This is a genomic window from Rhodothermus profundi (genome assembly GCF_900142415.1).
GTDB lineage: Bacteria > Bacteroidota > Rhodothermia > Rhodothermales > Rhodothermaceae > Rhodothermus > Rhodothermus profundi.
In genome coordinates this window covers 41,030-66,505 of the sequence record NZ_FRAU01000003.1, presented here as the reverse complement: position 1 = coordinate 66,505, position 25,476 = coordinate 41,030, and the positions used below count along the sequence as shown (strand labels likewise).

The following is a 25,476-nucleotide window of genomic DNA, read 5'->3' as shown; positions in this document are numbered from 1 at the left end:
ACCATTCGGGTGCGCCGGATACTTTTCCCTCCTCTAGCCCCCCTGCGTATTGGCACAGCCAACCGTTCGGGCACGGGCTTGCTTTGTCGTTGCAGGTAGGTCACCATCAGGTTGTAGCTGGCGGAATGAGCCGTATCCATTCCGATCGCCTCTTTTATCTTCAGCACAAACGCCCACGCCGACCGCTGCGCGTAAATGAATCTGCTGGACGACTCAGGCTTCTGGAAGAGCTTTCCGATAACAAGGCCGCTGTGGCATATAACACCATTTAGTTAGAAAGGCCGGCCCCTTCCAGGCGTCGGAATCCTTTCCGGAATGAATCCGTTTGTGTGCTACCTGCCAGCCTTCTAAAAGATAGATGAGTGCCCGCCTGTTTTTCCTGTTCCTGATCGTGCCGGCTATCGAGCTGGCGGTGCTCTTGCAGATCGGTCGCTGGATCGGCTTCTGGTCCACGGTAGGTCTGATTTTCGCCACTGCCCTGGTCGGCAGCTATCTGGCGCGTCGAGAGGGCCTGGCAACCTGGCGTGCCTTTCAGCAGCGACTGGCCCAGGGGCAGCTTCCAGGCCAGGAAATTGTTGATGGGGTACTCATTCTGCTGGCCGGTGCCCTGTTGATCACCCCCGGGGTGCTGACCGATCTACTGGGATTGTTTGGTCTATTGTCGCCAACCCGCGCGTTGATTCGTCGCTATCTGATTCGGCGGCTCCAGCGAATGATTCAGCAGCAGACAGTTCGCCTTTACGTTTCTTTTAGCGACCCTACGCCTTCAGCCCCCTCTTCTTCCGCAGCAGAAGGATGGGCTGGCCGAGCTCGTCCGCGCCCTCATTATCTGGACTACGACGAGGAGCTGTAGCTCGGTAGCACTTGCTCCAGACAGGCCGCCAGCTCAACGTCAACGTGCTGCCATCCGCCGGCTTCGTACCAGTCAATCAGGGCCTGTGCCAGCTGCCGGGCATCCATTCCTTCGGCCTGCAGTCGATCTCGAAGCGCCTGCGCCTCGGCGGGACGTGGCCCCCAGGTGAACAGCTCCGTGCCATCCTCTGCAAAAGCCACCAGCTTGGGAATGCTCCGGGCGCCGCGCGTCAGGTACAGGTCCATGATGTCCAGGTTTTCATCGCGGCGAAGAATACGTAACTGGATCAGTGGATTGCGGCGAGATGCTTCGGCAATGATAGGCAGGCTATAGGCCGAATCGGCACACCAGTCTTCCGTAAGCACCATCCAGAGCTGCGGCTGCTCAACGCTCGCCAGTGCCCGGGCCAACCGTTCTGACATACGATAGGCTTGCGTTACCCGCTGCGCCCGTTCAAAGTTGTATCGTCGATAATACAAGTAGCGCCGCGCCTGCGCGTCCAGTCCTGAAAGAGGTTGCTGTAATGCCTGCTTCCAGGCTGCTACGAAGGCTTCGTAGGTTAACCCGTTATGGGGACGTTGCTCGACCCAGAACCGGTGCATCAAGCGACGTAGCATCACTGCTGGGTACCATGCGGCCGTAACAAACGCTCTGCGCTTTCCTTCGTTCACCGATCTGATATCGTGCTGGCTGTACCCTCGATTATCATGCCATTCCGATCCTGTGCCGATCTGCTGACCAATGAATACAGGTTCTCAGAACATAAAGCTCTGTCCACACAGGCGAGTGTCGCATGCTCGCAGCATACCGATCGCAACCGAACGAAGCCTCATCGCTCAATTGACCGGTCTCCTGGCCGTAAAACCGTCCCTCGACTTGCTTCAACCGTCACCTGTGCCTCATAAACTGTTAATGCATAGACGGCATGGGCCATCCCTCCATTCTTACTCTGAACCTCCAGCGTGATAAAATAGTCTCCGGGCGACAAATACCGCGTAAATGAGGCGCGGGTGCTCACGATCGGCCCCTGATCAAAGGGATTGGTGCTCACGCGCCAGGTGTAGGCCAGGGCGCCCGCTGCATTACAGGTTTGCGCGCTAAAGGTGTATTTTCCGGCCAACGGCGCGGAGGAGCTACTAACAACAATTGAGAGCCCCAGTTCGTTTGAGCCCCGAAAGTTGGCTACCACATTGGCCGTTTCCTGCAACACGCGGGCGTTATTCCGATCCGGGCGTCCCGTGATCACCCCTCGATAGGTTACACTCGGGTTTGAAAAGTACCGGATGCGGGTGTACGCAATGTTAAAGGACGGCTCCCAGGTATCACTCATGATCGTGGCATAGTAATGCGTACGGCAGCCCGGTGCACAACCGTACACGGCAAACCGGTGTCCCTGAGCATACGGTATGCGTTGTAGATCAATTCGGCCATCGCTTGGATAGTGCTGGGCTCCCTGAATGTGCCCGATCTCATGAGCCAGCGCATAGCGCCCCGCACCGGCATAGTCCACCTGCACGATCGCATAGGCATACGGATTCACCTGGGCCGCGTTAACCACCGCTTCTCCAGAACTCCCATGAAGCAGAATCGCTTCTTTCGGAACGGCCCCCAGCACTCCCCGACCCCACTCGTTGCGCGCTGAATCGATCAACAGCACCACCACATCCGCCTCATGCTGATCCCGCAACGCCTGCGCCCGTGGGTCCTGAGAAAGAGCTTTAGCATCATCGTCGGGGTAGTATCCTGTCACCTCAAAGCTGAATAATTGTTTATGAGCCAGGCGGAGCTCAAGGTTGTGGATCTGGCTGTTTCGATACGCCTGATTCGCATCGTTAATCGCCGCGTAGATGATCCCATCAATGTCCCGCCCCTGCGCTGCCTCCGGCGTGTACAATACCAGCACCCGTACAATCCCTGGACCGCACCGTGCCTGGAGCCGCGTTGTTTCCTGTACCAGTCTAGTCCCTGCTGTGTCGATCTGCTTTTCCGCACGAGCACGCTTCCCTCCAGCATACAAGAGACGTCCGCGACGCTGCCGCGGATACTTGCTCGGGTCGATTGTTGCCAGCGCATGCAGTCTCCCACCCAGCGGCCGCACCCAGTACTCCTGACTACCCAGCACCACCTGCCCGGTGACGGCCCCCGTCCGCAACACCACCAACGACACCTCCCCGACCCGCTCTGCCCCCGCATAGATCTGCCCATTCCAGGCCACTGCCTCTTCTGAAAGTACCGAAAGTGCTCCGCGCCGCACCGTCAGCTCTGCGCTCCCCGTACGGCCGGGCACCAGACGACCGGCCGCATCCACTGCCAACGTAAAGGAACGATAATGCCAGAGTTGCGCAGGCAGACGTACCACCTGGAGGCGGCTGACCATAGGCAGGCGTTGCAACACCTGCCAGCGCTGTCGAACCTGAGATGGCAAGGCATCTATGACCACAGCCTGGACTTCAAAGAGGGGAAGAGGTTGAGCCTGAAGCACTGCCGTTGGAAAAATCAGCCAGAATCCCTGCAGCAGCACCCGAAGGATAAGGCGTATTGGTCGCATAGCAGCCTTTCGTTTCAGGTGGCGGAGCGGTTCAGACCAGACGAAGAACGGTAGTGCAGAGAGTGGCCCTCGCATTGCCGTGGACAGGAAGGAAAGGCAACAAGCATGGACTGTCAAGCCCAAACTCAGTACCCGGAGCTGGGTCAGGCAGACCCAGCAGCCAAAGAGGAAAGCCGCATGCTCAGGTCTCTCCTCTGCCGGCCTTCTCAGGGGGAAGCAATTTTGCCCTGGACAACGACTACACGCTGTGGCTCCCCTCGACTGACAACATCCGCCTGTGGAGGGGTAACCGAACCAGCATGGGGACAAAGCCAATATCAAACGAACTTGCTCTCAGCGGGCTGCGGGGAAACACTGCTGGAAATCTGGTGGAGGCGGGTTAGCCCTCCTCCCCTCTGGAAGGGAGCGGCTCTAGTGCAGGAATGCGGGCGCATTCCTGTTTGCGCCAAGCTTGCTGATCCCTCACTCAACGAAAGAACGTGCTTTTTCTCGCAGAGAAAACCGTAACAGGCAAGGCGATCGGCGAGCCCGAGGGCGTGAGCTCGGAAGTAAAGAGGGAATACAACGAGAAAGCCTGAGGCGGCCTGTTTCATAGCGGCAGCCTGTCAGCGCGGCTTCGCAGGTCGAAAAAAGTTTGTTGCTTCCTCTCGGAGAAGGGGATTTCAGGGATTGCGGCATTGCGAAGAAGGCGTGCAGTAAAGCGTGATGCGTATGAGATAGGCCGGCAAGACCTTTTTTTCCACACCGTTCCTCGTCGAATAGGCATTCGACGCTGCTCAGGTACTTTTCCCAACAAATCCCCCCTTCACCCAATCGCTATTAAACGATGCGCACCTGCTACGTCCTGGGAGCCTGGCTGCTCCTATTTGTCGCTCCTGCACAGGCTCAGACTTTTTTCTCGGCTGTGCTGACTCCGGAACAGGAAACCGGTACGGTTACCAGCAACGGCCACGGAACGGCTGCCCTGGCCCTGACCGATGCAGGACTCCAGTTCGTGATTACGGTCGATGGGCTGACTGGTCCTATTCAGGCCGCTCATTTTCATCAGGCTCCGCCCGGCTCTGATGGTCCCGTGGTACGCTCTATTACGTTTGAGGGAAACACAGCAAATGGCACCTGGACGGCTACCGATGCCCAGCCATTGACAGCAGAGCTGATTACAGCTTTGCTACTGGGCGAAATCTATATCAATATCCACACTGCCCAGTATCCGGCCGGCGAAATCCGCGGACAGGTCCGCCTCAGCGGAGGCACTGCGCTGCACGCTGCGCTCACTCCTGAGCAAGAACCCAACGGGGTAAGCAGTAGCGGACGCGGCACCGCACACATGACGCTTACCGAAGCTGGCCTGGTCTATCAGATCACGGTAGACGACCTGACCGGCCCGGTTCAGGCGGCCCATTTTCATTACGGGGCCGCCGGTGTCAACGGTCCCGTGGTGCATACAATCTCCTTTGGGAGCAATACCACAACAGGTGTCTGGCGCGACCTGCCCGATTCGCTCCTCATTGCCTTGCTACTTGGCAACCTCTACATCAATATCCATACCGCCCAGTATCCCGGAGGCGAAATTCGAGGGCAGACACAGTTGTCCAGTGGAACCAGCGCCGTCGTCTCCCTTGACCCCATGCAGCAGTCCGGCGCGGTCACCAGCAATGGACGGGGCACCGCTTTTCTGGCCCTAACCGAGGCCGGCCTGGTCTATCAAATCACGGTTACTGGACTGACCGGCCCGGTCCAGGCGGCCCACTTTCATCAGGCGCCGGCTGGTCAGGATGGTCCGGTTGTCCGCACCATTACGTTCAGCGGTAACACAGCCTCCGGCGTCTGGCGTCCAACCGATCCAGAACCCCTCACGGACGCACTGATCCGTGAGCTACTGGCAGGCAACATCTATCTAAACATCCACACCGCCCAGTATCCGGCTGGCGAAATCCGCGGACAGATCCGACCGGGTCAGCTTGTGCTGACCGCACTGGAATCGCTGGCGGGCGAACCGCCTGCAACGTTGACGCTCGCCCCGAACTACCCGAATCCGTTCCGGGACCGCACTACCATCACGTTCGCTCTCCCCCGGGCTACTCGGGCCACACTGGCCGTCTATAACCTGCTGGGGCAGCGGGTGGCCACCCTGGTTGATGGATTTTTGCCGGCTGGACGCTTTCAGGTCGTCTTCGACGCTTTCGCCCTGCCGACCGGACTCTACCAGTACCGGCTTGAAACGCCGCGAGGACACCTGAGTCGAATGCTCATGCACCTGCGCTGAGCTCCCCGGACAGGCTGCAGCGCGGAAATCCACAAAAAGATTGCTCCCCTTGTAAGGGGGAGCTGTCCGGAGAACAGATAGACTCAGCCTCCGGATCGTGCTGCACCAAGCGCCTCCTACATGAGAGGCGCGCTTTTCTGCTTGCTTTTGTTTTTAGGATAAACTAAATTATAATCAGCCTGAATCAACCTCATGCCTAAAATGCTCTCGGAAGCGCAGGAAGACTACCTGAAGCAAATTTTTCTGCTGGGGGAAGGAGCTCCGGTTTCTACCACAGCGCTGGCCGAGCGGCTGGGCGTGCGGCCTGCCTCGGTGACGGGCATGTTGCAGAAGTTGGCTGCGCTAGGCCTGGTCGACTATCGGCCCTACCAGGGGGCCCGGCTGACCGAAGCCGGACGCAAAATCGCCATCGAGCTATTGCGGCATCATCGGCTCATTGAGACGTTTCTGGCCGAGGCGCTGGGTTACGACTGGCACGAAGTGCATGAAGAGGCTGAGCGCCTGGAGCATGTAATCAGTGAGCGGTTGGAGGCCCGCATGGCGGAATGGCTGGGGCATCCAGAACGGGATCCGCATGGCGATCCAATTCCTACCCCGGAGCTTACCTTCCCGGCGGTTGAACCCGGATGTCCTCTCCCCTTGCTGCCGGTAGGTACCGTAGCCCAGATTGTACGCGTGCGGGTGCAGGATCCCGACACGCTGAACCTGCTGGCCCGTCTGTCGCTGCGTCCGGGCAGGCGCGTGCATGTGCTTGAACATACGGAAGCCGGCGTTCGGCTCGCCGTGGACACTGATCGTTTTCTCCTTCCTCAGGAACTGGCTGAGGCCATATGGGCCGTCGAAGAGGTTGTCTCCTGAGCAGTTGCGTAGCTGGCGTCTTGCTGCTGGTGTCCTGTCAGGCCACGCCACCCCGAACGGAGGGTCGGCTGCGCATCGTGGCCACCACTTCCATTGTGGCGGACCTGGCACGCCAGCTTGGCGGGGATGCTGTGGAAGTAACTGCCCTTATGGGGCCTGGAATTGATCCGCACCTTTATCGCGCCAGCGAAGGGGACGTTGCTCGCATGCAACGGGCCGATCTGGTGCTTTACAATGGATTGCACCTGGAAGGCAAGATGACCGAAGTCTTTGCGCGTATGCGAGAGCTGGGACGCCCCACGCTGGCCGTGGCGGAATGCATTCCGGACAGCTTGCTACTCCGGGCTTCTGGATATGGAGGCGTTTACGATCCGCACGTGTGGATGGACGTGCGTCGCTGGCGGTATGCTGCCATCTGCGTAGCCGAAACGCTGGCCCGCATGGACACAGCCCGCGCTTCTTTTTACCAGAAGCGTCTGGCTCGTTATCTGGAGGAGCTGGCAGCGACCGATGCCTACGTGCGGCAGCAATCCGCCCTGTTGCAGCCAGAACAGCGCGTACTGGTCACCTCGCACGACGCCTTCCGGTATTTCGGGGAAGCCTATGGGTGGGAGGTGCATGGGTTGCTGGGCGTCTCAACAGCCACCGAGGCGGGCACAGCTGATGTGCAGCAGCTGGCTGATTTTGTGGTAGCCCGTCGCATACCGGCCATTTTTGTAGAAAGCTCCGTACCAGAGCGCTACCTGCGAGCGCTTCAGGAAGCAGTAAGGGCTCGAGGGTTTTCGGTGCACCTGGCCGGTCCCCTGTATTCCGACGCACTGGGAGATCCGGGAACGTCGGCCGACACCTATGTGGGCATGATCCGCACCAATATCGACACCATTGTACAAGCCCTGCAACGAAAGGGAACGTCATGAAATGGGCCATTGAAATTGAAGACCTGACGGTGGCCTACCAGCAACGACCAGTGTTGTGGGATGTGGATGCCCGGGTGCCCACGGGCCAGTTGACGGCTATTGTGGGCCCCAATGGAGCAGGAAAAAGTACCCTCCTCAAAGCCGTGCTCGGCATTGTGCGTCCGGCGGCCGGGCGCATTCGGGTGCTGGGGCGGCCTTTTCGGGCCCGGGAGCGCCGGGTCGCCTACGTCCCGCAGCGTGCGGAGCTGGACTGGGACTTTCCAGCCACGGTGTTCGACGTAGCCCTGATGGGCACCTATGGTCAGGTGGGATGGTTCCGGCGGCCGGGGGCGGCCGAGCGAGCCCTTGCGCGTACCGCATTAGAACGAGTAGGGATGGCCGAGCTGGCAGACCGCCCTATTGGTCAGCTTTCTGGAGGCCAGCAGCAACGGGTGCTGCTGGCACGCGCGCTGGCCCAGGAAGCTGAGCTCTATCTTCTGGACGAGCCGTTTCAGGGCGTTGACGCCCCCACCGAAGCTACCCTGCTAGAGGTGCTGCGCTGGCTCAAACAGCAGGGCAAAACGATGGTTGTGGTGCATCATGACCTTTCCACCGTGGCCGAATATTTCGACTGGGTGGTCCTGTTGAATGTCCAGTGCATTGCCTGGGGCCCGGTGTCTGAAGTTTTTACGCCGGACAATTTACGGCGCACCTATGGTGGACGCACCCTGATTCCGGTTCCGGCACTGCCTGCCTCGTAGCCATGGACTTTACCCTGCGCATTGTCATGACCGGAGCGGCCCTGCTCGGGCTAATCTCCGGATCGCTGGGTACGCTGGCGGTGCTGCGGCGGCAGGGACTAATCGGCGATGCGGTCGCCCACGCGGCCCTGCCAGGCATCGTGCTGGCTTTCCTGGTCAGTGGATCCAAAGCGCCGGCGATCCTTCAGTTCGGGGCGGCGATTACCGGCACGCTTTCGTTGCTCTGGGTACAGGCAGTGTTGCGTACCACGCGGGTTCGTTTCGACGCGGCGCTAGGAATGGCGCTTGCCGTTTTTTTCGGAGCTGGCGTAGTGCTGCTCTCGGCTGCCCAGCACACAGCCGGCGCGGCGCAGGCCGGTCTGGATCGCTTTCTTTTCGGACAGGCGGCCACGCTGCTGCGAGAGGACCTTCTGGTCATGAGCGTGGCCGGCATCCTTGCCTTCGCGCTGGTCCTGGCGTTCTGGAAAGAAATCCAGTTGGTCCTATTCGATGAAACCTATGCCGCCGCGCTGGGGCTTCCGGTGCGTCGGTTACAAACCCTGCTGATCGTGTTGCTGGTGGTGGCCATCGTGATCGGGCTGCAGACCGTCGGCGTCGTGCTGATGAGTGCGGTTATTGTGGCACCGGCTGCAGCCGCCCGGCAATGGAGCAATCGCTTCAGCCGAGTATTGCTACTGGCTGGCCTCTTTGGTCTGCTCAGCGGCGTCCTGGGTGCCTGGCTCAGCAGCCTGGCCCCCCGGTTGCCCACCGGACCGATTATCGTCCTGCTGCTGACCGGCATCGCGCTGCTTTCGGTCCTGTTTGCTCCGGCTCATGGCCTGTTCTGGCAGCTTTACCGACGGCGGCGCGCCCGCCAGACAGCCCGCCAGGCTGTCCTGACCGTTCTGCACAAATTGGCGCAACACCATGTACCCCCCACCCCCCCGCATTCCACCGCTACCATCCAGGCGGCTCTGGACACCGACGTGCCCGTCGAGGCCATCCTGCGCGACCTGGAGCGCCGAGGTCAGGTCCGATATATTCCGGGTCAGGGGTGGCAACTCAGTGACGATACGTCCCATATGTCATGAGTCCTGCCCTTGAAATCTTGCTGGTCGCCATGCTGACGGCAGCTGCCTGCGCGCTGCCAGGTGCTTTCCTGGTGCTGCGTCGCATGAGCCTGGTCAGCGACGCCATCAGCCATGCGGTATTGCCAGGCATTGTGATTGGCTTTCTGCTAACGGAAAACCTGCAACATCCCCTGCTGCTGGTGCTGGCTGGTGCCTCCGGTCTGCTGACCGTTTACCTGATCGAACTGCTGGAAAAAACGGGCCGATTGCGAGAAGATACAGCCATTGGCCTCGTCTTCCCGGCGCTGTTCAGCGTGGGCGTGCTGCTCATCGCACAGCTGGCCGACCAGGTGCATCTCGACACCGACGCCGTACTGCTGGGTGAACTGGCCTTTGTGCCGTTCGACCGCCTGCTATGGCGGGGTATGGACCTGGGGCCGCGGGCGCTCTGGACCATGGCCGGTCTTCTGTTAATAAATGCTCTATTACTCTGGCTCCTTTACAAAGAGCTTACGCTCGCCACGTTTGATGCGTCGGCTGCTGCCGTTCTGGGCTTTCGGCCGATCCTGCTGCACTACCTGCTGATGGGCCTCGTGGCAGTGACCGTGGTGGCTGCGTTTCATGCAGTAGGCGCTATTCTGGTCATTGCCCTGATGATCGGGCCTCCAGCCGCAGCGCTACTGCTGGCCCGGCGGATGCCCACGTATTTGTTCCTCAGCCTGGCTCTGGCAGCGTTCAGCGCACTGCCAGGATATGGTATGGCCCGTGTCTTTGACGTCTCCATCGCCGGATCCATGGCTACCATGGTGGGCGTGCTCTTCGGGGTTGTCTGGCTTCTGGCGCCTGAAACAGGTCTCTGGGTGCGATGGCGGCGCCATCGTCAGCAACAGTTACAGTTTGCCCTCGATCTGCTGCTGATTCACCTGTTGCATCACGAGCATCAGGTGACAGCTACGGCTGAACGTCACCGGGCGACCCTACCCACCCACCTAAACTGGACCCGCGAACATCTGACGCGCTTGCTGGAAGAGGGACAACGACGGGGCTGGCTACGCCAGGAAGGAGACGAAATTCACTTGACCGAAGCCGGTCGCCGCCATGCCCAACAGCAGTTAGCAATGCTACGGCCCGCATAGGCTCCTCTGAGTCGCGTGCGAATACGCACGCCCTGAGTTTTTCGGGCAGGATCTACGGAGCAGCTGAGGGTCTGTCGCAACACCCCAGAAAATAGCCATAAAAAGCAGGCGCCGTGGCAGCAATTGCCACGGCGCCTGCGAGGGTAGGTCCGGGGGGACTCGAACCCCCAACCCGCGGATTAAGAGTCCGCTGCTCTACCAGTTGAGCTACGGACCTGCCGACTTTGTCTTTAAAACAGTGCCGTGCTTTTCTTCGTTCCCATTGTTCAGGCTGTCCGACCTGCGCTTTTACACAAATTCCACGCGGCTGGCCGCGCGGCACTCTCCTCTATGGAGCTGCTTCAATCGGAAAATTCAGCAGGGGATACTGCTGCCAGTCCTGACAGTCGTAGTGCCACCACTCCCAGGGATAGACGCGGAAGCCTTCGGCTTCCATGGCCTCGCGCAGGCGCTCCCGATACCATCGTTGCCGATGCGTGCCTCCCGGATAATGGGCATAGGCGCGCTCGGTAAACTCGTCGTAGCCGCTGGGCATTTCGACGGGCTGGCCCGTCTTCAGATCGTACAGGGAAACGTCCACCGCACATCCCCGGTTGTGCCGAGAGCCATGGGCAGGATCAGCCACAAAATGGCGCAGGCTATCGGGCGTGGCCTCCCACATCATCCAGGTGACATACCAGGGGCGGTAGGCGTCATGGATGATGAGCCCCAGTCCCAGGCGACGCAGTCGTTGTTGGACGCGCACGAGCGCTTCGGCTGCCGGCCGCTGCAGCAGGGCACGTGCTGTGCGGTAGAGTGGCGTCCCCAGAAAATTGTCGGCCGTCGCATAGCGGAGATCCAGTCGGATTGTAGGATCCAACTGCTGCAGATCTACCAGTTCCACTTCCTGAAACGGGCCTGTTTCGGTGGGGGGTTGCAGGGATTGCACTTCCTGCATCAGTTCAGCGACCGGCCGGATCGGTTGTATGCGAAACAGCGTATCGGTTTCGGGCCAGCGCTCCCAGAAAACGCCGCCGATGCGCACGCCGGCCACCCTCCCATCCGTTGTACGGACAAAAGCGACCCGCTCTCCCATGTAGAGGCCGTAATCCGGCATGCGGAATTCGTCCGGTCCAACTTCGATCAAGGGATAATAGAAAAACCACTCGATCAGCGCGTAGAGATGGCCATCCTGCTCCAGGATGTAGAGCGTGTTGTGCGGCCAGCCGTAGCGCCCGATATAAGGGCGCCAGCGCTCTGGCATCGGTGCCGGCACCGGATCATCTGCTCGTTCCCAGGTGGTACCGTCCGGGGCCTGCAGTCCCCTGTCGGTTATCTGCCAGCGGAGGCCGTAGGTCAGGCGGCCATCGACGATCAGCGTATCGCCCTGCCGACGCACGCGGTCTACCACTTCGCCCAGGCGGGCATACAGGGTACTGTCCTGCACAAACAGGTCCAGATAGCGCGTGCCCTGGCGATAGCGTCCGGCCAGGCGCCGCGCCTGTGTTTCGGTCACCGGCTCTGTCCGCGGATAGTCCGGTAGCGGGCGTCCTTCTCGGTAGGCTAGCAGGAGATCCAGCGCATATTCCGCCAGGCGGTCGGTGACCACGTTGGTGGCGTCCAGCGTACCTACGGCGGCTACTCCCAGTTGCACATCCGGTAGTCCATAAACCCGCGAGGCGTAGCCGTACATGACCCCGCTGTGCTGAAAGCGGCGGTGTCCGCGGAAACGCGAGAGGTAAAAGCCCAGCCCAAAGCCCTGGGTCTGGGTCGAGTCGGCGTACTGAATCGTCCACATGGTTTCCAGCGACGCCGGCGTAACGATCGGCGTGTCCTGCTCGGTCTCCCCTTTCCGAAAGAGCGTAATCAGGAAACGTCCTAGATCAGTGACGGTGGTATACAAATTCGCAGCCGGCAGAATGCCTAACTCAAAAACAGGCGCTTCAAAACGACGCCCGTCATAGGTCCACATGTATCCCGTGGCCAGTCGGCGCTGCAGTTCGGGACGAGGTGTAAACGCACTGGAGCGCATGCCCATAGGCTCCAGCAGGGCCTGCTGCACATAGTCGGCAAAGGGCCGCCCGGTCACCTGCTCCACCACGAATCCTGCGACCGAAACGGCCGCATTGGAGTATTTTGTGCGCGTTTCCGGTGGATAGACCCGTCGCGTTTCATTCAGGCTGTAGACGGTCGCCTGCAGGGAGGGTTCGGTCGGATCAAAGTAATGGCCCACGGGAGGTTCGCGCACCTGTCCGGATCGATGGGACAGGAGCTGTCGCAGCGTGATGGGTGCCTCAAACGAATCCTCGGGGTGAAAGTCAGGCAGATAGGTGCGCACGTCGGTGTCCAGATCCAGCACGCCCTGCTCGACCAGTTGCATCACAGCCAGCGCGGTGAACAGTTTCGAAATCGAGGCGACCCGGTAGACGGTCCGGGCCGTGGCCGGTATCTTCCGGTCTGGGTGCGCATACCCGAACCCCTGGGCCCATACGATGCGGTCGCCGTCGACCAGCGCGATGGAAAAGCCCGGGATGCCTTTGTCGTCCAGCTCGTAACGAATGGCGACTTCCAGCCGACGGGCTATCGTTTCGTAACCCGGTGCCGGCGGCAGGTTTTCCTGGGGGGGCTTACAACCTTGCACAAGCCCCAGCACCACAAACCCTATATACATGCAGCGTGGCATTTCGACATAATTTTGGTGGGAGCTATCTGCCAGGAATTTAAAAATATACTTTTTTGCAATTCGTCATATATTTTCTCAATCTTCATTTTCCACGCTTTCTATCCCCTATATTGGGAAGTGGCCTGTCTGAAGCGGCTGTCTCGGTGGGTTAGATGTTCCGGTCACCTCGGAGGCTTTAGAACGGCTTTCTTGTGATGCGCAGGCTGATCGGGCCTGGCTATAAACCTGCGAGGGAATTATGGTACCTCCCCTGACGCCCGCTCATATTATGCAGATCGGTATGGGCTTCTGGGCCTCCCAGACATTGCTGACAGCCGTTAAGCTAGGGCTGTTTTCTACGTTGCATGATCAGCCCTTAACAGGTCGTGAGCTTCAGAAACGACTGCATTTGCAAGAGAAGGGCCTGTGGGACTTTTTAGATGCGCTGGTTTCGCTGCATTTGCTGGAACGTGATGGGGTTGGTCCAGACGCTCGTTACCGCAACACGGCAGAAACCGCTCGTTTTTTAGACCGGGCCAGTCCGGCCTACATGGGCGGCCTGTTGGAGATGGCCAACGATCGGCTGTATGAGGCCTGGGGACATCTGGCAACCGCGCTGCAGACCGGTCGGGCGCAGAACGAAACGAACGGGAACCTGTTTACGCTGCTTATCGACCATCCGGATCGGTTGCGCCAGTTCGTTGAGGCCATGGAAGGCATACAGCGAGGCAATTTCATTGCCCTGGCGGAGCAGTTCGACTTCACGCCCTATCGCACTTTCTGTGATATGGGAGGTGCCAGTGGTCTGCTGGCTCTTGAAGTAGCCCGCCGACATCCCCATCTGGCCTGCACAACGTTCGACCTGCCGGAGGTATCCGACATCGCGCGCCAGACCATTGCCCGCCATGGCATGGACGGGCGGGTTACGGTCTTGAGTGGTGATTTCTTTCAGGACGATTTCCCGCAGGCGGACGTAATGGTGATGGGCAATATTCTGCATGACTGGAATCTGGACCGAAAGCTGTTGTTGATGGACAAGGCATACCGGGCTCTTCCGGAAGGAGGTGCGTTCATTGCCATCGAAAACATCATCGACGATGCCCGTCGGGAAAACACCTTCGGGCTGCTCATGTCGCTGAACATGCTCATTGAGACCGGCGAAGGGTTTGACTATACCGGCGCAGATTTCAACCGCTGGGCCCGCCATGTGGGCTTCCGGGACACGTACGTCATACCCCTGACAGGCCCCACCAGCGCCGCCGTGGCTCTTAAGTAGGCGCTTCTGCCGATCGATGCAAAAGGATCGTCAGGGCCGGTAACGGAACAGGCGGCATGTACGACTGCGTGGCAGTTCCAGACAGGTTACATAGACGCCGGCCGCCCATCCGGCTGGGTGCACAATCACCCGATAGGTTCCTGCTGGCCAGAAACTTCGAGCTACTACCTGAACGGTTCTGCCTAATAGATCGTACACGACCACCCTTCCTGAAGCTGGTGTCGGCACGCTCCAGTGCAGATGTATCCGCGTTTGAAAGGGATTGGGAAATCCCCAGAGCTGTACAGACGCTTCAGGTACTTCGCTGGAAACTGTCGTCAGCTTGGCAGTATCCAGCAAAAAAGCTTCTCTACGCTGCGTTGCTCCATTAATTCCCCATCCTACAATATAGCGACCATTTGGAGAAATCGCTTGGGCTACCTCCAGCACAGAGTTGCTCTGTTGCAACAGTGCAGCATAGGTTACGTTTAGATCCTCCATTCCTCCTGTGGCCGTCCACCGAAAGGCACGACTCTGCAGAAGGGCCCGCGACGAGCCTACAACTACGCTCCCATCGGCTGTAACATCCTGGGCCATGCTGCTTACGTCATAGCCAGGTAAAACGCCAAGGTCCTGCATGCCTCCCTGGGGCGTCCAGATAAATGCCCGAATTCGATTGCTGGCATTTCGGGCAAACCCCACGACTACCTGGCCATCATCCGAAAGGCTTCGCGCCTCACTCCAGTCTCCCCCCAGCGTGCCTAAATCCTGCATTCCAGAAGAGCTGGTCCATCGGAAAGCATGGTAATCTCCCGAAGCCGTTTCAGCCCATCCCACCACGACCATATCTGCCGGATTGGTTAACACAACGACGGCCTGCGCTTCACTCCATCCACCACCCAGCGTGCCTAGATCACGAGGCGCCAGAGGCGCTGCATTCAAATCCCAGAGCACTGCCCGTCCCTGCCCCTGCACATTGGCGGCCTTGCCCACTACGACCATGCCCTGAGGTGAAATTCCATAGGCATAGCTGATGGTGCCTCCTAATGTGCCAAGATCTTCTGCACCCTGGCCCTCTACCCACCGAAAAGCGTGGGGCTCCGGAAGCTGCTTCAAGTTACCCCCTCCGACTATAATCAGCCCATCCCGGGAAATCGCCATAGCCTCACTAACGGGCGTATCGGATAAGAATTCATGCATGCCCTGTTGGGCGGTCCAGCGGAAAGCCCGCGTATCTCCCATGGGTGGGAATGTAACGCTTCCCACGACCACACCGTTATCCGAGACGTCGTAGCCATGACTTTCTGCACCACCCGGTAATACTCCCAACCAGATAATGGACTGTCCCTGCAGCTTTTCCACTAACACCACTCCGCAAAACAGGCAAAGGACAAAGGCTTTCAACATGATTCCTTCTTTTATCTGGTCCTCAGGGAAACGCGAAGGAGAGGTGCGGATCACTCCGATAATGCCCGTGAACAACGCTCCCTCCCAACGCCTCAGACAGGCCTTATCAAGTCCGCACGCAGTGGGAAGGATTCTGCATTAATTTACAATAAATCAGGTATTTGTGCAATACGATCCAATTCGAAAGACAGCCCTTAGCTTTGAAGCGACGCGCTCATCTTCCACCTCCTTCCCATTTTTAGATGCGTAATGGTTTTCCGAGGCGACTTCAGTCCCCCGACCGGAAAAAGTTAACGCGTGATACTACAGCGTCAACTTTGTAGGTCCGGGGGGACTTGAACTCTCACCCTGGGGATTAAGAGTCCGCTGCGCTACCCGTTGAGCTCCCTCGTCCGGACCGGGCATCTTGTAGAACTCCTCGATTAAGAGTCCGCTGCGCTACCCGTTGAGCTATGGACCTGTCGGTTTTCAGAGGTAATGTTAACACACCGCCTCCCTTTCGTTTCCAACCCGCCACTTTTTGCACCGGATTCTCACCTGCACAGGCGAATAGCTCCTGCCGCTGATCGGACCGCCTCTGCTCCTACAGAGGCATCTGCTGGCGTTGGCTGCAGAAGCGCATCAGCATATCTGCGACCGGCTCCACTGGCAAAGCCAGCTATCTGAGGCATCCTCTGAGGAAGTCCCCGAAGCCCGGCTTCCTGCTTTTCCATTACCCCAATGCCGCCATGCGTCCAGAGCGGACCCGCTCAACCAGGTTATATCTAATAAGCCCCCTTCCGCAGAAATTCAAGCCACAAAACGCCAGGCCGGGCGTTTTTGCGGCGTTCCTCGGCTCCAGACCCTGACGCAAACACGTGGCAGCACCGGCTACGCTCGGCCTCTCCCGGGGACTACGCTACATGATCGGCTCGGCCTTCATGTTCAGCCTGATGGGGCTGTTCGTGAAGGTGGCCGGGCGCCACCTGCCCAGCCAGGAAATTGTGCTGATCCGCAGCGTGGTCACGCTGTTTTACAGCTATCTGCTACTTCGATGGACACGGGTCTCCTGGCGCGGACAGCGCACTGGCTTGCTGCTGCTACGAGGGGTTGTGGGCTTTCTATCCTTGAGCTGCCTCTATTTTGCGCTGACCCGTCTCCCCCTGGCCGATACGCTGGTCCTGCAACACACCAGTCCAGTCTTTACTACCCTCCTGGCTGCCCTGCTACTCCAGGAGCCGATCGGTCGCCGAGAGCTGACCGGCATTCTCCTGAGCCTTGGCGGCGTCGTGCTGGTAGCCCGCCCTGGCTTTCTGTTCGGGTCGCATGCAGCCGGGCTGGATCCCCTGGGGGTCGGAGCAGCCCTGGGCGCTGCCATTTTCAGCGCGGGCGCTTACGTGCTCGTGCGTGAGCTGCGACGCACCGAGCATCCCCTGACCATCGTATTCTACTTTCCCCTGGTTTCTACGCTGGGCTCACTCCCCTTCGCCCTCCCTTCCGCCGTCTGGCCCTCCCCGCTCGACTGGCTGGTTGTGGTGGGCGGCGTGGGCCTGAGCGCGCAGATTGCGCAAGTCTGGATGACCCGTGGCCTGGCCGAAGAGCAGGCGGGCCGCGCCGTTGCGATGAACTATCTGCAGGTGGTCTTTGGCGTCCTCTGGGGACTGCTCTTCTTCCGCGAAATGCCTGCACCGCTCAGCCTGCTGGGCATGGGCCTGATCTTTCTGGGCACCTGGCTGGTGGCACGGGCCCGCACCTGAGGCTACACGTCGAGCGCTTCGGCGTCGACCTGCGCCGCATTTTCCATGATGAACCGGAACCGGGCCGACACGTCCCGTCCCATCAGCTCCGTGATGGTCTGCTCCGTCAGCAGCCGGGCCTCTTCCGGAATTTCCACGCGGAGCAGGCGGCGCTTCTGGGGATCCAGCGTGGTCTCCCGAAGCGTTTCGGGCATCATTTCCCCCAGTCCTTTGAAGCGCTGGATTTCTACCTGAAGGTTCTTGCGCTGCTTGCGCAACGCTTGCAGGATGCGATCGCGGTCGGCGTCGTCCAGGGCCCAGTAGGTCTCCTTGCCGGCGTCGATGCGGTATAGCGGAGGCTGAGCAATATACACGTGCCCGTTTTCGATGAGCGGGCGCATGTAGCGGTAGAAGAACGTCAGCAGCAGCGTCGTGATGTGATGGCCGTCCGAGTCGGCATCCATCAGCAGGATGACTTTGTGATAGCGCAGGCGCGACAGATCCAGTTTGTCGCCAAGGCCACACCCCAGCGCCTGCACGATATTGGCCAGCTCTTTGTTTGCCTCGACTTTGCGCAGCGAGGCCTGTTCGGCGTTCAGCACCTTCCCCCGCAGCGGCAGCACTGCCTGGAAGCGCCGATCGCGGGCTTGCTTGGCGCTGCCGCCGGCCGAGTCGCCCTCCACAATAAACAGCTCGCACACTTCCGGATTCGTCGAGGTGCAGTCGGCCAGCTTGCCAGGCAGATTCAGCCGATGGCTGACCGAAGTCTGGCGTCGTACCGAACGGGCGGCGGCCCGACTGGCCAGCCGGGCTTTAGCCGCCTGAATAATACGGGCCACAATGGCCTCGGCCATGGTCGGATGGGCATTCAGAAACTGCTCTAGATCCAGCCGCACCGCTCCCATCACCAGCGAGCGGGCTTCCGGATTGTTCAGTTTCTCTTTGGTCTGCCCCTGAAACTGAGGCTCTACCATGAACAGGTTGACCACGGCCACCAGCCCTTCGCGGATGTCATCGGCTGTGACCTCCAGATTGCGCGGAAGCAGGTCGTGCGTTTCCATATAGGCGCGCACAGCGCTCCGCACCGCTTCCTTAAAGCCCTGCTCATGCGTGCCCCCTTCGGTCGTGGGAATGCCGTTGACAAACGACTTGATCAGCTCACGCGGCGCTTCGGTCCACTGCAGGGCCACCTCCAGCCGGGCTCCGTCGCGCAGGGCTTCCTGAATCAGCACAAACGGTTCTGGATGCACCACCCGGGCGCCCTGTTCCTGCACCAGACGGGCCAGGTACTCGACAATCCCGCCCTCGTGTTGAAATTCGTACCGTTCCCCGCAGGTCTCATCCTTGAAAACAATCTTCAGGTTCCGGTTCAGGTAGGTCTTGATCTCCAGATGCTCCCGGATCCAGGCGGGATCAAACTTTGTGGTCTCGAAAATTTCTGGATCGGGGCGAAAATAGATGCTGGTGCCCGTGCCTCGCGTGTTGCGGGCAATCACTTTTAGCTTCGTCTTCGGCCTGCCACGCGCGAAGCGCTGCTGATACGTCCTGCCATCGCGCCGCACGGTGGCGACCAGTTCCTCCGAGAGCGCGTTCACCACCGAGGCCCCCACGCCGTGCAATCCCCCCGAGGTGATGTAATTCTTGCGATCAAATTTTCCCCCGGCGTGCAGCGTGGTCAGAATCAGCTCCAGCGTGGGGATTTTTTTGACCGGATGAGGATCGACGGGAATTCCCCGGCCATTGTCCGTTACGGTGACGCTGCATCCGTCGGCATGCAATGTCACCTCAATCAGCGAGGCGAAGCCATTGACCGCCTCATCCACGGCATTATCCACAATCTCCCAGAGCAGATGATGGAGCCCGGGCTTACCCGTGCCCCCGATATACATGCCCGGTCGTTTACGCACGGGCTCCAACCCCTCCAGGACCTGAATATCCTTGCCGGTATAGGTTGTGGTCACCTCTGCCATTGGTCTGCGTGCTTATCCCTGTCCGTTACGTCTGGGCTCGAAGCGAATTTCGACGGGCGCCGGGACGACCCGCACCAGATGTCCCCGCCGGATGATCTGACGGCCGCGATTGCCGCGGCGCGACACCTCAAACTTGGTAGTGCGCACGATCTCGCGTCGGCCCCGGCTGGTTTCCACTTCCAGTCCCTGGCGGGCGGCTGAAGCTAACGTAAAGCCCAGCACCTCATCTCCTTTGCCCAGCCGCATGGCAATCACCCCCTTGGCCGCGGACTTGACCGGCGGAATCTGCCGCACCGGGAAAATGAGCACATACCCGTTGCGGGAAGCCAGGCAGACGTTTTCGTCGCCCGCGGCAACCTCCACGCCCAGCACCTCATCCCCGCTGGCCAGTCGCATAAAAAGCCGCCCGTTTCGGGTAGAGGGTTCACGGAACCCTTCAATGGGGATGCGCAGCGTCTGGCCCTTGCGCGTCACGGCCACCACATGCACGCAGGGCGGCGCTTCGGCCCCATTCTCAAACAGGGCCGGCTCGGCGGGAGGCTCCGGAACCGGCCGGGGCAGCGCCCGCTCATCAAACACGACCACGCCGACGACCCGTTCACGGTCGGAAAAGTCAAACAGTTTCTGCACAGGGTTGCCGTAGCCTGTGGTGCTGGGCAGTGCGTCGATCCGCGTGGTGTAGCAGCGACCAAAGTTGGTAAAAAAGCCGACAGTGGCCCGCGTCGACCCGGGCAGTACCCAGCCTACCGCATCTCCTTCGCGGACGCGGATGCTCTGCACGTCGGTGTAGGAGCGCTGGCGCTTGACCCAGCCGTCCCGCGTAACGATGACGTATACATCCTCGTCCACGATGTAGGCTTCCTGGTTATAGGCAAAGCCTTCGTCGGGTCCGGCAATGACGGTGCGGCGCGCATCGGCAAATTGCTTTTTGATCGCTTTTAGCTCTTCGCGAATGAGTCGCCAGCGGGCCGCTTCGTCGGCCAGGAGCGTTCGGAGCTCGGCGGCCTGCTGCTCTTTTTCCTCCAGCTCGCGACGGATAGCCTCTATTTCCATCCGCGAAAGTTTGTACAGCTTTGTTTCCAGAATGGCATCGGCCTGCGTCTCGTCGAGCTGGAAGCGGTGCATCAGACGCTGGGCCGCATCGGCCTTATTGCGTGAGGAGCGGATAATCCGCAGCGCCTCGTCCAGCGCTCCGAAGATCTTTTCAAACCCGCGCAGGATGTGAATGCGGCGTTCAAGCTGCTCCAGATCGTAGCGCAATCGCCGCACCACCACTTCCATGCGGAATTCGAGAAATGCACGCAGCAGGGTCATCAGATCAACCTTACGGGGCGCTGCTACTTCTGGATGGGCGGTGGGGACCAGACAGGTCAGGTTCACATGGAAGCGCGTCTGGAGCGGCGTATGCCGGAACAGATAGGCCATAGCAGCCTCCGGATCGGCACCGCGGCGCAATTCCAGCACAATGCGCACTTCGTCGGTCGATTCATCCCGCACATCGGCCAGTTGCGGCACTTTACCTGCCGCAATATGCTCGGCGATTTTTTCAACCAGATCGGCTTTAGCGACGCCGTACGGAATGGACGTAATAACGAGCCGCGTCTTCCCCTCTAATTTGTATTCCCCCCGCAGCTCAATAGGTCCCTCGCCTGTGCGGTAAATTTCCAACAGCTCCTCCCGTGTGTTTAGTACCCGCCCCCCGGTTGGGAAGTCGGGTCCCTGAATGAACCGCTCCAGAATAGTCTCCAGCGGCGCATTGGGCACGTCAATCAGATAGATGAGCGCGTCAATCACTTCCCCGAGATTATGGGGTGGAATATTGGTCGCCATGCCGACGGCAATCCCGCTGGCGCCGTTGACGATCAGGTTCGGAAAGCGGGCCGGCAGGACCACCGGTTCGAAAAGCGTCCCGTCGAAGTTAGGACGCAGAGGGACGGTCTGGCGCCGGAGTTCTTCCAGGAGTTGCATGGCCAGCGGCCGCAGTCGGGCTTCGGTGTAGCGCATGGCGGCCGCTGCATCGCCATCAAGCGAACCAAAATTGCCGTGCCCGTCCACCAGCGGATACCGCAGCGAGAAGTCCTGCGCCATGCGCACCATCGCCTCATAGATGGCTGCATCGCCGTGCGGGTGATATTTCCCCATCACTTCGCCGACGATGGTCGCGCTTTTGCGGTATCGCGCGTCCGGATATAGGCGCAGATGCTGGAACATAGCGTAGAGGATGCGTCGCTGGACGGGCTTGAGGCCGTCCCGAATGTCTGGCAGGGCACGGCTTGTAATAACGGACAACGCAAAATTCAGATAACGTTCGCGCGTTGTCTCGTGCAGGGGAATGACATCTACAACTGGCATGTCTATGTTGCAATAACAGATTTATCAGTGAGCGCCTGGTAAAAGATACGGATTCTGACCGGATTTTGTATCCAGTCTACACCGCTGGTGTGCCAGGAGTGTGTCACCAGCATCAAGCAGTCGAAGACGAAGGGCTGTAGGCCAACGTGAAATAATCATGCGGCTCGTCAGGGTGCAGCCGCAGCACGTTGGCTTCTGTCAGAAGTACCAGAGTCCGCGACGCCTGCCGACGCGACAGATTGGCCAACTGGGCGAACTGCTGCACAGTGATGCGGCCGTAGTGCTCCAGGTATCGCATCAGTAGCAGCTCTTTTTCGCCAAAAGTGAAGACAACGTTGCGCGGATGTCGCTCTGCTCGCATCAGGGCCAGCACTTCTGGACTGGCTTCGATGCTCCGGTCCTCTACGCGGATATAAGCTTGCCGATAGCGACCATTCCGCAAAAAATGCGGCTTACGTGCACTCTCTTCAATCGTCACGACAATCACCTCTCGTCGATGCTCCACCGGAATGCGTTCCATCGTGAAAGGAATAGGCGGTGTGGCACACCGACGCAACGCCTGACGCAACGCAAAGACTTCTTCATCAGGGTCACGCACTCCCACAATAGTGCCGCTGTCGTCCACGCCCAGCAAAAGGCGCCCGCCCCGCGTATTAGCAAAGGCAATGACTTCCTTAGCGATACGTTCGGGGCGCGGAACGCGCCGTTTGAACTCCAGCGTAAGCCCTTCGCCCAGGGCTACTAGCTGGTTCAATTCCTGAAGCGTCATGGCGGGACCGCATCGGGCTATCGAGAAGAAGTCGTTTCCGAGGCAGCCACTCCATTGGGGGGGGCTGTATCCGTGGAGCGGGGCAGCCAGTCTTCGTACTTGGCTTCGCGCGCCATCAGTTCCCGAACAGCTTCTCGCGGCTTTTTCCCCTCAAACAGGATCTGATAAACGGCTTCCGTGATCGGCATCTCAACGCCCAGCTCACGCGCCAGCCGGTAAACCGCGGCAGTCGTTGGCACGCCCTCTGCCACCATCTGCATTTCTTGCTGCACCTCCTCAAGCGTGCGTCCCCGGCCAATCTGCTCCCCCACGTAGCGGTTACGGCTGTGACGGCTCATGCAGGTGACCACCAGATCGCCAATGCCGGCCAGACCGGCAAAGGTAGACGGGTCGGCTCCCAGACGCACGCCCAGCCGCTGGATCTCGGCCAATCCACGGGTAATCAGCGCGGCCTTCGCGTTGTCGCCAAATCCTACCCCATCACTCATCCCGGCGGCCAGTGCCAGCACGTTTTTAACCGATCCGGCGATCTCGACCCCGATCAGGTCCGGGTTGACATACACCCGAAAGGTAGGCGCCATAAACAGCTCCTGAATCTCTTCTGCTACCGCACAGGAGGGCGCCGATGCCACCACCGTAGTCGGCATACCGGCCGCCACTTCTTCTGCATGGCTGGGACCGTAGAGCACCCCGATTCGTTCCCGAGGCACTATGGGCAGTACCTCAGCCAGCACCTGCGTTGTCGTTTTCAGCGTGGCAATCTCCAATCCCTTAGCCACCGATACGATAATCAGTGCCGGATGCGCCCAGGGCCGAAGCTGCTCAGCCAGCGCGCGCACTGCCTGCGCAGGTGTGGCGACAATCCAGACTTCACGCGCCACCGCCGCTTCTCGGAGCTCAGCCGTTACCTGAATAGAAGCAGGCAGTTCAACTTCGGGCAGATAGGTCGGATTGTGCCGCGTGCGACGGATGTGCTCGGCCACCTGAGCACGCCGGGCCCAGAGCGTTACCGCATGCCCATTTGACGCCAGCAGCAGAGCCAGTGCCGTCCCCCAGCTCCCCGCTCCGAAAACCGTCACTTTGCGCCCGGCCGGCTGGTGGGCCTGGCTGGCGTGCGCCTTCATGGCTCCGCCTCGTTGTTATCAAAGTCGCTTAGTATCTCGGCTTCAGTTCACCGCGTCCTAGCATCCCGCGGGCCGGCCGGAATGTGCGCACGCGATTCTCCGTCCCGCTGAGCAACCGCCGGATATTAGAGCGGTGCGCCCAGATCACAATAACGGCCAATACAACACCAAACACCAACAGGCTGGCATCCAGTGATTCGATGCCAAACACGTACTTACGAATCGCTACCGTCGAAGGAAAAGCTATCGCGGCCACAATGGACGCCAGCGAGACATACCGTGAAATCAAAAGCACTACCACAAATACAGCCGCCGTAATGAGCGTTGTAACCGGCGTCAGGGCCAGCAACACACCCGCCGATGTATTAACCCCCTTTCCTCCTCGAAAGCCAGCCCAGACAGGAAACATGTGGCCCAGCACGGCCGCAATGCCGGCCATCAACCGCACCACCGTTTCGATATGCCAGTATGCAAAACCAGAAGGTAGATCGTCAATCCGCAGCGTGGCAATCACACCGGCAGCCAGCAAGCCTTTCCCCAGATCCACCACAGTGGCCAGAATCCCTGCTTTCCAACCCAGCACGCGAAAAACATTCGTAGCGCCGGCATTGCCACTGCCATATCGACGCACGTCAATACCATACATTAATTGCCCCACCCATACACTTCCCGGGATGGAGCCTACCAGATAGCTCAAGATCAGAATAACGACCAGCGACAACATGGCAACTTTTTCTGACGACAGATACGGTTTTATGAGGTAAACGGAATTTCCGAGATAACCGGTTTTCTCGCAACAGGTTCTCCGCTCAGGAAAAGAGGCCTCGTCCTTCAGGCCTGTACAATCCGCCCGATCTCTACCGGTTGCTCACCGAGCGCCTCAAGCGCTTGGATTGCCTCTGCCTTACGGTCGGCTGGCACAATAGCAATCAGGCCGATTCCTAAATTGAACGTGCGCCGCATGTCGTCCTCCGGCACCTCACCCAGCTCTTGAATCAGCCGAAAAATGGCAGGCCGCTCCCACGCCTCGTAGTCAACCTCAAAACGCAGCCCTTCAGGCACTACCCGCCGGGTATTACCCGGAATGCCCCCACCCGTTACATGCACCAGCGCATGCACACAATCGGCTTCAATCAACGCCCGAATAGGGCGCAGGTACGACCGATGCACAGCCAGCAGGGCCTCACCTACGGACTGCCCCCCCAGTTCAGACGGCCGGTCATGCACCGAGAACCGCTCCAGTAATACTTTGCGGGCCAGCGAGTAGCCGTTTGTGTGCAAGCCCGTCGAAGGTAGCCCAATCAGCAGATCGCCTGCCTGCACCCGACGGCCGTCCAGAATCGCCTCACGGTCCACAATGCCCACAATCATTCCGGCCAAGTCATACTCCTCGGGTGCGTAAAAGTCGGGCATCTCTGCCGTTTCGCCCCCAATCAGCGCACAGCCATTCGCTCGGCAGGCCCTGGCAAATCCTTGAATAATCTGCTCAGCCACTTCTGGCTTCAGTCGCCCTGTGGCGAGATAGTCCAGGAAAAACAGAGGGCGCGCCCCACAGACTGCAATGTCGTTCACGCAGTGATTGACCAGGTCCTGCCCTACCGTATCATGCCGATTCATTAGAAAGGCTACCTTCAGCTTCGTTCCCACACCGTCTACTGAGGAAACCAGCACCGGCCGTCGATAGGCTGAAAAATTTGGCTCAAAGAAAGCCCCAAAAGCACCTATGTCGGTCAGCACCCCGGGCGTAAACGTCGCACGCACCAGCGGTTTGATGCGGCGCACCAACTCCTCACCCGCCTCAATATCTACCCCGGCCTCCCGATACGTCGTCATAGTTTCGTGCTGCGTTGCCCATGCGTTTTTGCTGTGCAGTCGT

At 59.6% G+C, this 25,476-nt stretch carries 19 protein-coding genes and 1 tRNA gene; 9 read left to right on the top strand and 11 right to left on the bottom strand.

The features are described 5' to 3' along the window. Nucleotides 1-358 precede the first annotated feature (358 nt). Complete coding sequence (locus tag BUA15_RS05390; protein ID WP_072714961.1) at nt 359-853, top strand: FxsA family protein; 495 nt, start codon at nt 359-361, stop codon at nt 851-853. Here the strand turns inward: BUA15_RS05390 and BUA15_RS05385 are convergent. Both BUA15_RS05385 and BUA15_RS05380 read right to left on the bottom strand, forming a co-directional pair. Then, on the bottom strand, nt 835-1,470 hold the full coding sequence (locus BUA15_RS05385) for a thioredoxin family protein (protein ID WP_245771932.1): 636 nt from the start codon (nt 1,468-1,470) through the stop codon (nt 835-837). The genes BUA15_RS05390 and BUA15_RS05385 overlap by 19 nt on opposite strands. Before the next feature lie 212 nt (nt 1,471-1,682). Further along, nucleotides 1,683-3,401 carry a M12 family metallo-peptidase gene (locus tag BUA15_RS05380; protein ID WP_072714960.1) on the bottom strand — a complete coding sequence of 573 codons (1,719 nt, stop codon included), beginning with the start codon at nt 3,399-3,401 and terminating at the stop codon, nt 1,683-1,685. An 826-nt stretch (nt 3,402-4,227) separates the two neighbouring features. Here BUA15_RS05380 and BUA15_RS05375 point away from each other — a divergent pair. The 6 genes from BUA15_RS05375 (at nt 4,228) to BUA15_RS05350 (ending at nt 10,367) form a co-directional block, all read left to right on the top strand. After that, nucleotides 4,228-5,667, top strand: coding sequence for a CHRD domain-containing protein (locus tag BUA15_RS05375; protein WP_072714959.1), 1,440 nt, complete (start codon nt 4,228-4,230; stop codon nt 5,665-5,667). A 201-nt stretch (nt 5,668-5,868) separates the two neighbouring features. Continuing rightward, on the top strand, nt 5,869-6,525 hold the full coding sequence (locus BUA15_RS05370) for a metal-dependent transcriptional regulator (RefSeq protein WP_072714958.1): 657 nt from the start codon (nt 5,869-5,871) through the stop codon (nt 6,523-6,525). Continuing rightward, nucleotides 6,498-7,442 (top strand): metal ABC transporter solute-binding protein, Zn/Mn family, encoded by a 945-nt coding sequence (locus tag BUA15_RS05365; RefSeq protein WP_072714957.1) that lies wholly within the window; start codon nt 6,498-6,500, stop codon nt 7,440-7,442. The genes BUA15_RS05370 and BUA15_RS05365 overlap by 28 nt, the downstream gene beginning before the upstream one ends. Further along, nucleotides 7,439-8,182 (top strand): metal ABC transporter ATP-binding protein, encoded by a 744-nt coding sequence (locus BUA15_RS05360; protein WP_072714956.1) that lies wholly within the window; start codon nt 7,439-7,441, stop codon nt 8,180-8,182. The genes BUA15_RS05365 and BUA15_RS05360 overlap by 4 nt, the downstream gene beginning before the upstream one ends. 2 nt (nt 8,183-8,184) lie before the next feature. Continuing rightward, nucleotides 8,185-9,252, top strand: a complete 1,068-nt coding sequence (locus BUA15_RS05355) for a metal ABC transporter permease (RefSeq protein WP_072714955.1) — start codon at nt 8,185-8,187, stop codon at nt 9,250-9,252. Next, a complete protein-coding gene (locus tag BUA15_RS05350) occupies nt 9,249-10,367 on the top strand; it encodes a metal ABC transporter permease (RefSeq protein ID WP_072714954.1) in 1,119 nt (372 codons plus the stop codon). Before BUA15_RS05355 ends, BUA15_RS05350 begins: the two co-directional genes overlap by 4 nt. Nucleotides 10,368-10,511: 144 nt before the next feature. On the opposite strand, the gene BUA15_RS05345 is transcribed toward BUA15_RS05350, so the two are convergent. Together BUA15_RS05345 and BUA15_RS05340 are read right to left on the bottom strand one after the other, a co-directional pair. Then, a tRNA-Lys gene (locus BUA15_RS05345) sits at nt 10,512-10,584 on the bottom strand. Nucleotides 10,585-10,695: 111 nt separating this feature from the next. Beyond that, nucleotides 10,696-13,017: a serine hydrolase gene (locus tag BUA15_RS05340; RefSeq protein ID WP_072714953.1), complete on the bottom strand. Its 2,322-nt coding sequence runs from the start codon at nt 13,015-13,017 to the stop codon at nt 10,696-10,698. Nucleotides 13,018-13,267: 250 nt separating this feature from the next. On the opposite strand from BUA15_RS05340, the gene BUA15_RS05335 reads away from it, so the two are divergent. Then, nucleotides 13,268-14,284: a methyltransferase gene (locus BUA15_RS05335; protein WP_072714952.1), complete on the top strand. Its 1,017-nt coding sequence runs from the start codon at nt 13,268-13,270 to the stop codon at nt 14,282-14,284. 30 nt (nt 14,285-14,314) lie between these two features. Here the strand turns inward: BUA15_RS05335 and BUA15_RS05330 are convergent, their stop codons facing one another. Further along, nucleotides 14,315-15,670 carry a hypothetical protein gene (locus tag BUA15_RS05330; RefSeq protein ID WP_143149571.1) on the bottom strand — a complete coding sequence of 452 codons (1,356 nt, stop codon included), beginning with the start codon at nt 15,668-15,670 and terminating at the stop codon, nt 14,315-14,317. An 857-nt stretch (nt 15,671-16,527) separates the two neighbouring features. On the opposite strand from BUA15_RS05330, the gene BUA15_RS05325 reads away from it, so the two are divergent. Continuing rightward, on the top strand, nt 16,528-17,406 hold the full coding sequence (locus BUA15_RS05325) for a DMT family transporter (protein ID WP_245771930.1): 879 nt from the start codon (nt 16,528-16,530) through the stop codon (nt 17,404-17,406). Nucleotides 17,407-17,408: 2 nt separating this feature from the next. Here BUA15_RS05325 and BUA15_RS05320 read toward each other — a convergent pair whose 3' ends face one another. The 6 genes from BUA15_RS05320 to purM all read right to left on the bottom strand — a co-directional run bounded on the left by BUA15_RS05320 (nt 17,409) and on the right by purM (nt 25,433). Further along, entirely contained in the window at nt 17,409-19,355 is a 1,947-nt protein-coding gene (locus BUA15_RS05320) for a DNA gyrase/topoisomerase IV subunit B (protein ID WP_072714950.1), read from the bottom strand. Between the two features lie 12 nt (nt 19,356-19,367). Continuing rightward, nucleotides 19,368-21,707 carry a DNA gyrase/topoisomerase IV subunit A gene (locus BUA15_RS05315; RefSeq protein ID WP_072714949.1) on the bottom strand — a complete coding sequence of 780 codons (2,340 nt, stop codon included), beginning with the start codon at nt 21,705-21,707 and terminating at the stop codon, nt 19,368-19,370. 112 nt (nt 21,708-21,819) lie between these two features. Beyond that, nucleotides 21,820-22,476: an AlbA family DNA-binding domain-containing protein gene (locus BUA15_RS05310; RefSeq protein WP_072714948.1), complete on the bottom strand. Its 657-nt coding sequence runs from the start codon at nt 22,474-22,476 to the stop codon at nt 21,820-21,822. Between the two features lie 17 nt (nt 22,477-22,493). Continuing rightward, nucleotides 22,494-23,600 carry an NAD(P)H-dependent glycerol-3-phosphate dehydrogenase gene (locus BUA15_RS05305; protein WP_072714947.1) on the bottom strand — a complete coding sequence of 369 codons (1,107 nt, stop codon included), beginning with the start codon at nt 23,598-23,600 and terminating at the stop codon, nt 22,494-22,496. A 28-nt stretch (nt 23,601-23,628) separates the two neighbouring features. Further along, nucleotides 23,629-24,324, bottom strand: a complete 696-nt coding sequence (plsY, locus tag BUA15_RS05300; RefSeq protein ID WP_072714946.1) for a glycerol-3-phosphate 1-O-acyltransferase PlsY — start codon at nt 24,322-24,324, stop codon at nt 23,629-23,631. 107 nt (nt 24,325-24,431) lie between these two features. Then, nucleotides 24,432-25,433 (bottom strand): phosphoribosylformylglycinamidine cyclo-ligase, encoded by a 1,002-nt coding sequence (gene purM / locus BUA15_RS05295; RefSeq protein ID WP_072714945.1) that lies wholly within the window; start codon nt 25,431-25,433, stop codon nt 24,432-24,434. Between the last annotated feature and the right edge of the window lie 43 nt (nt 25,434-25,476).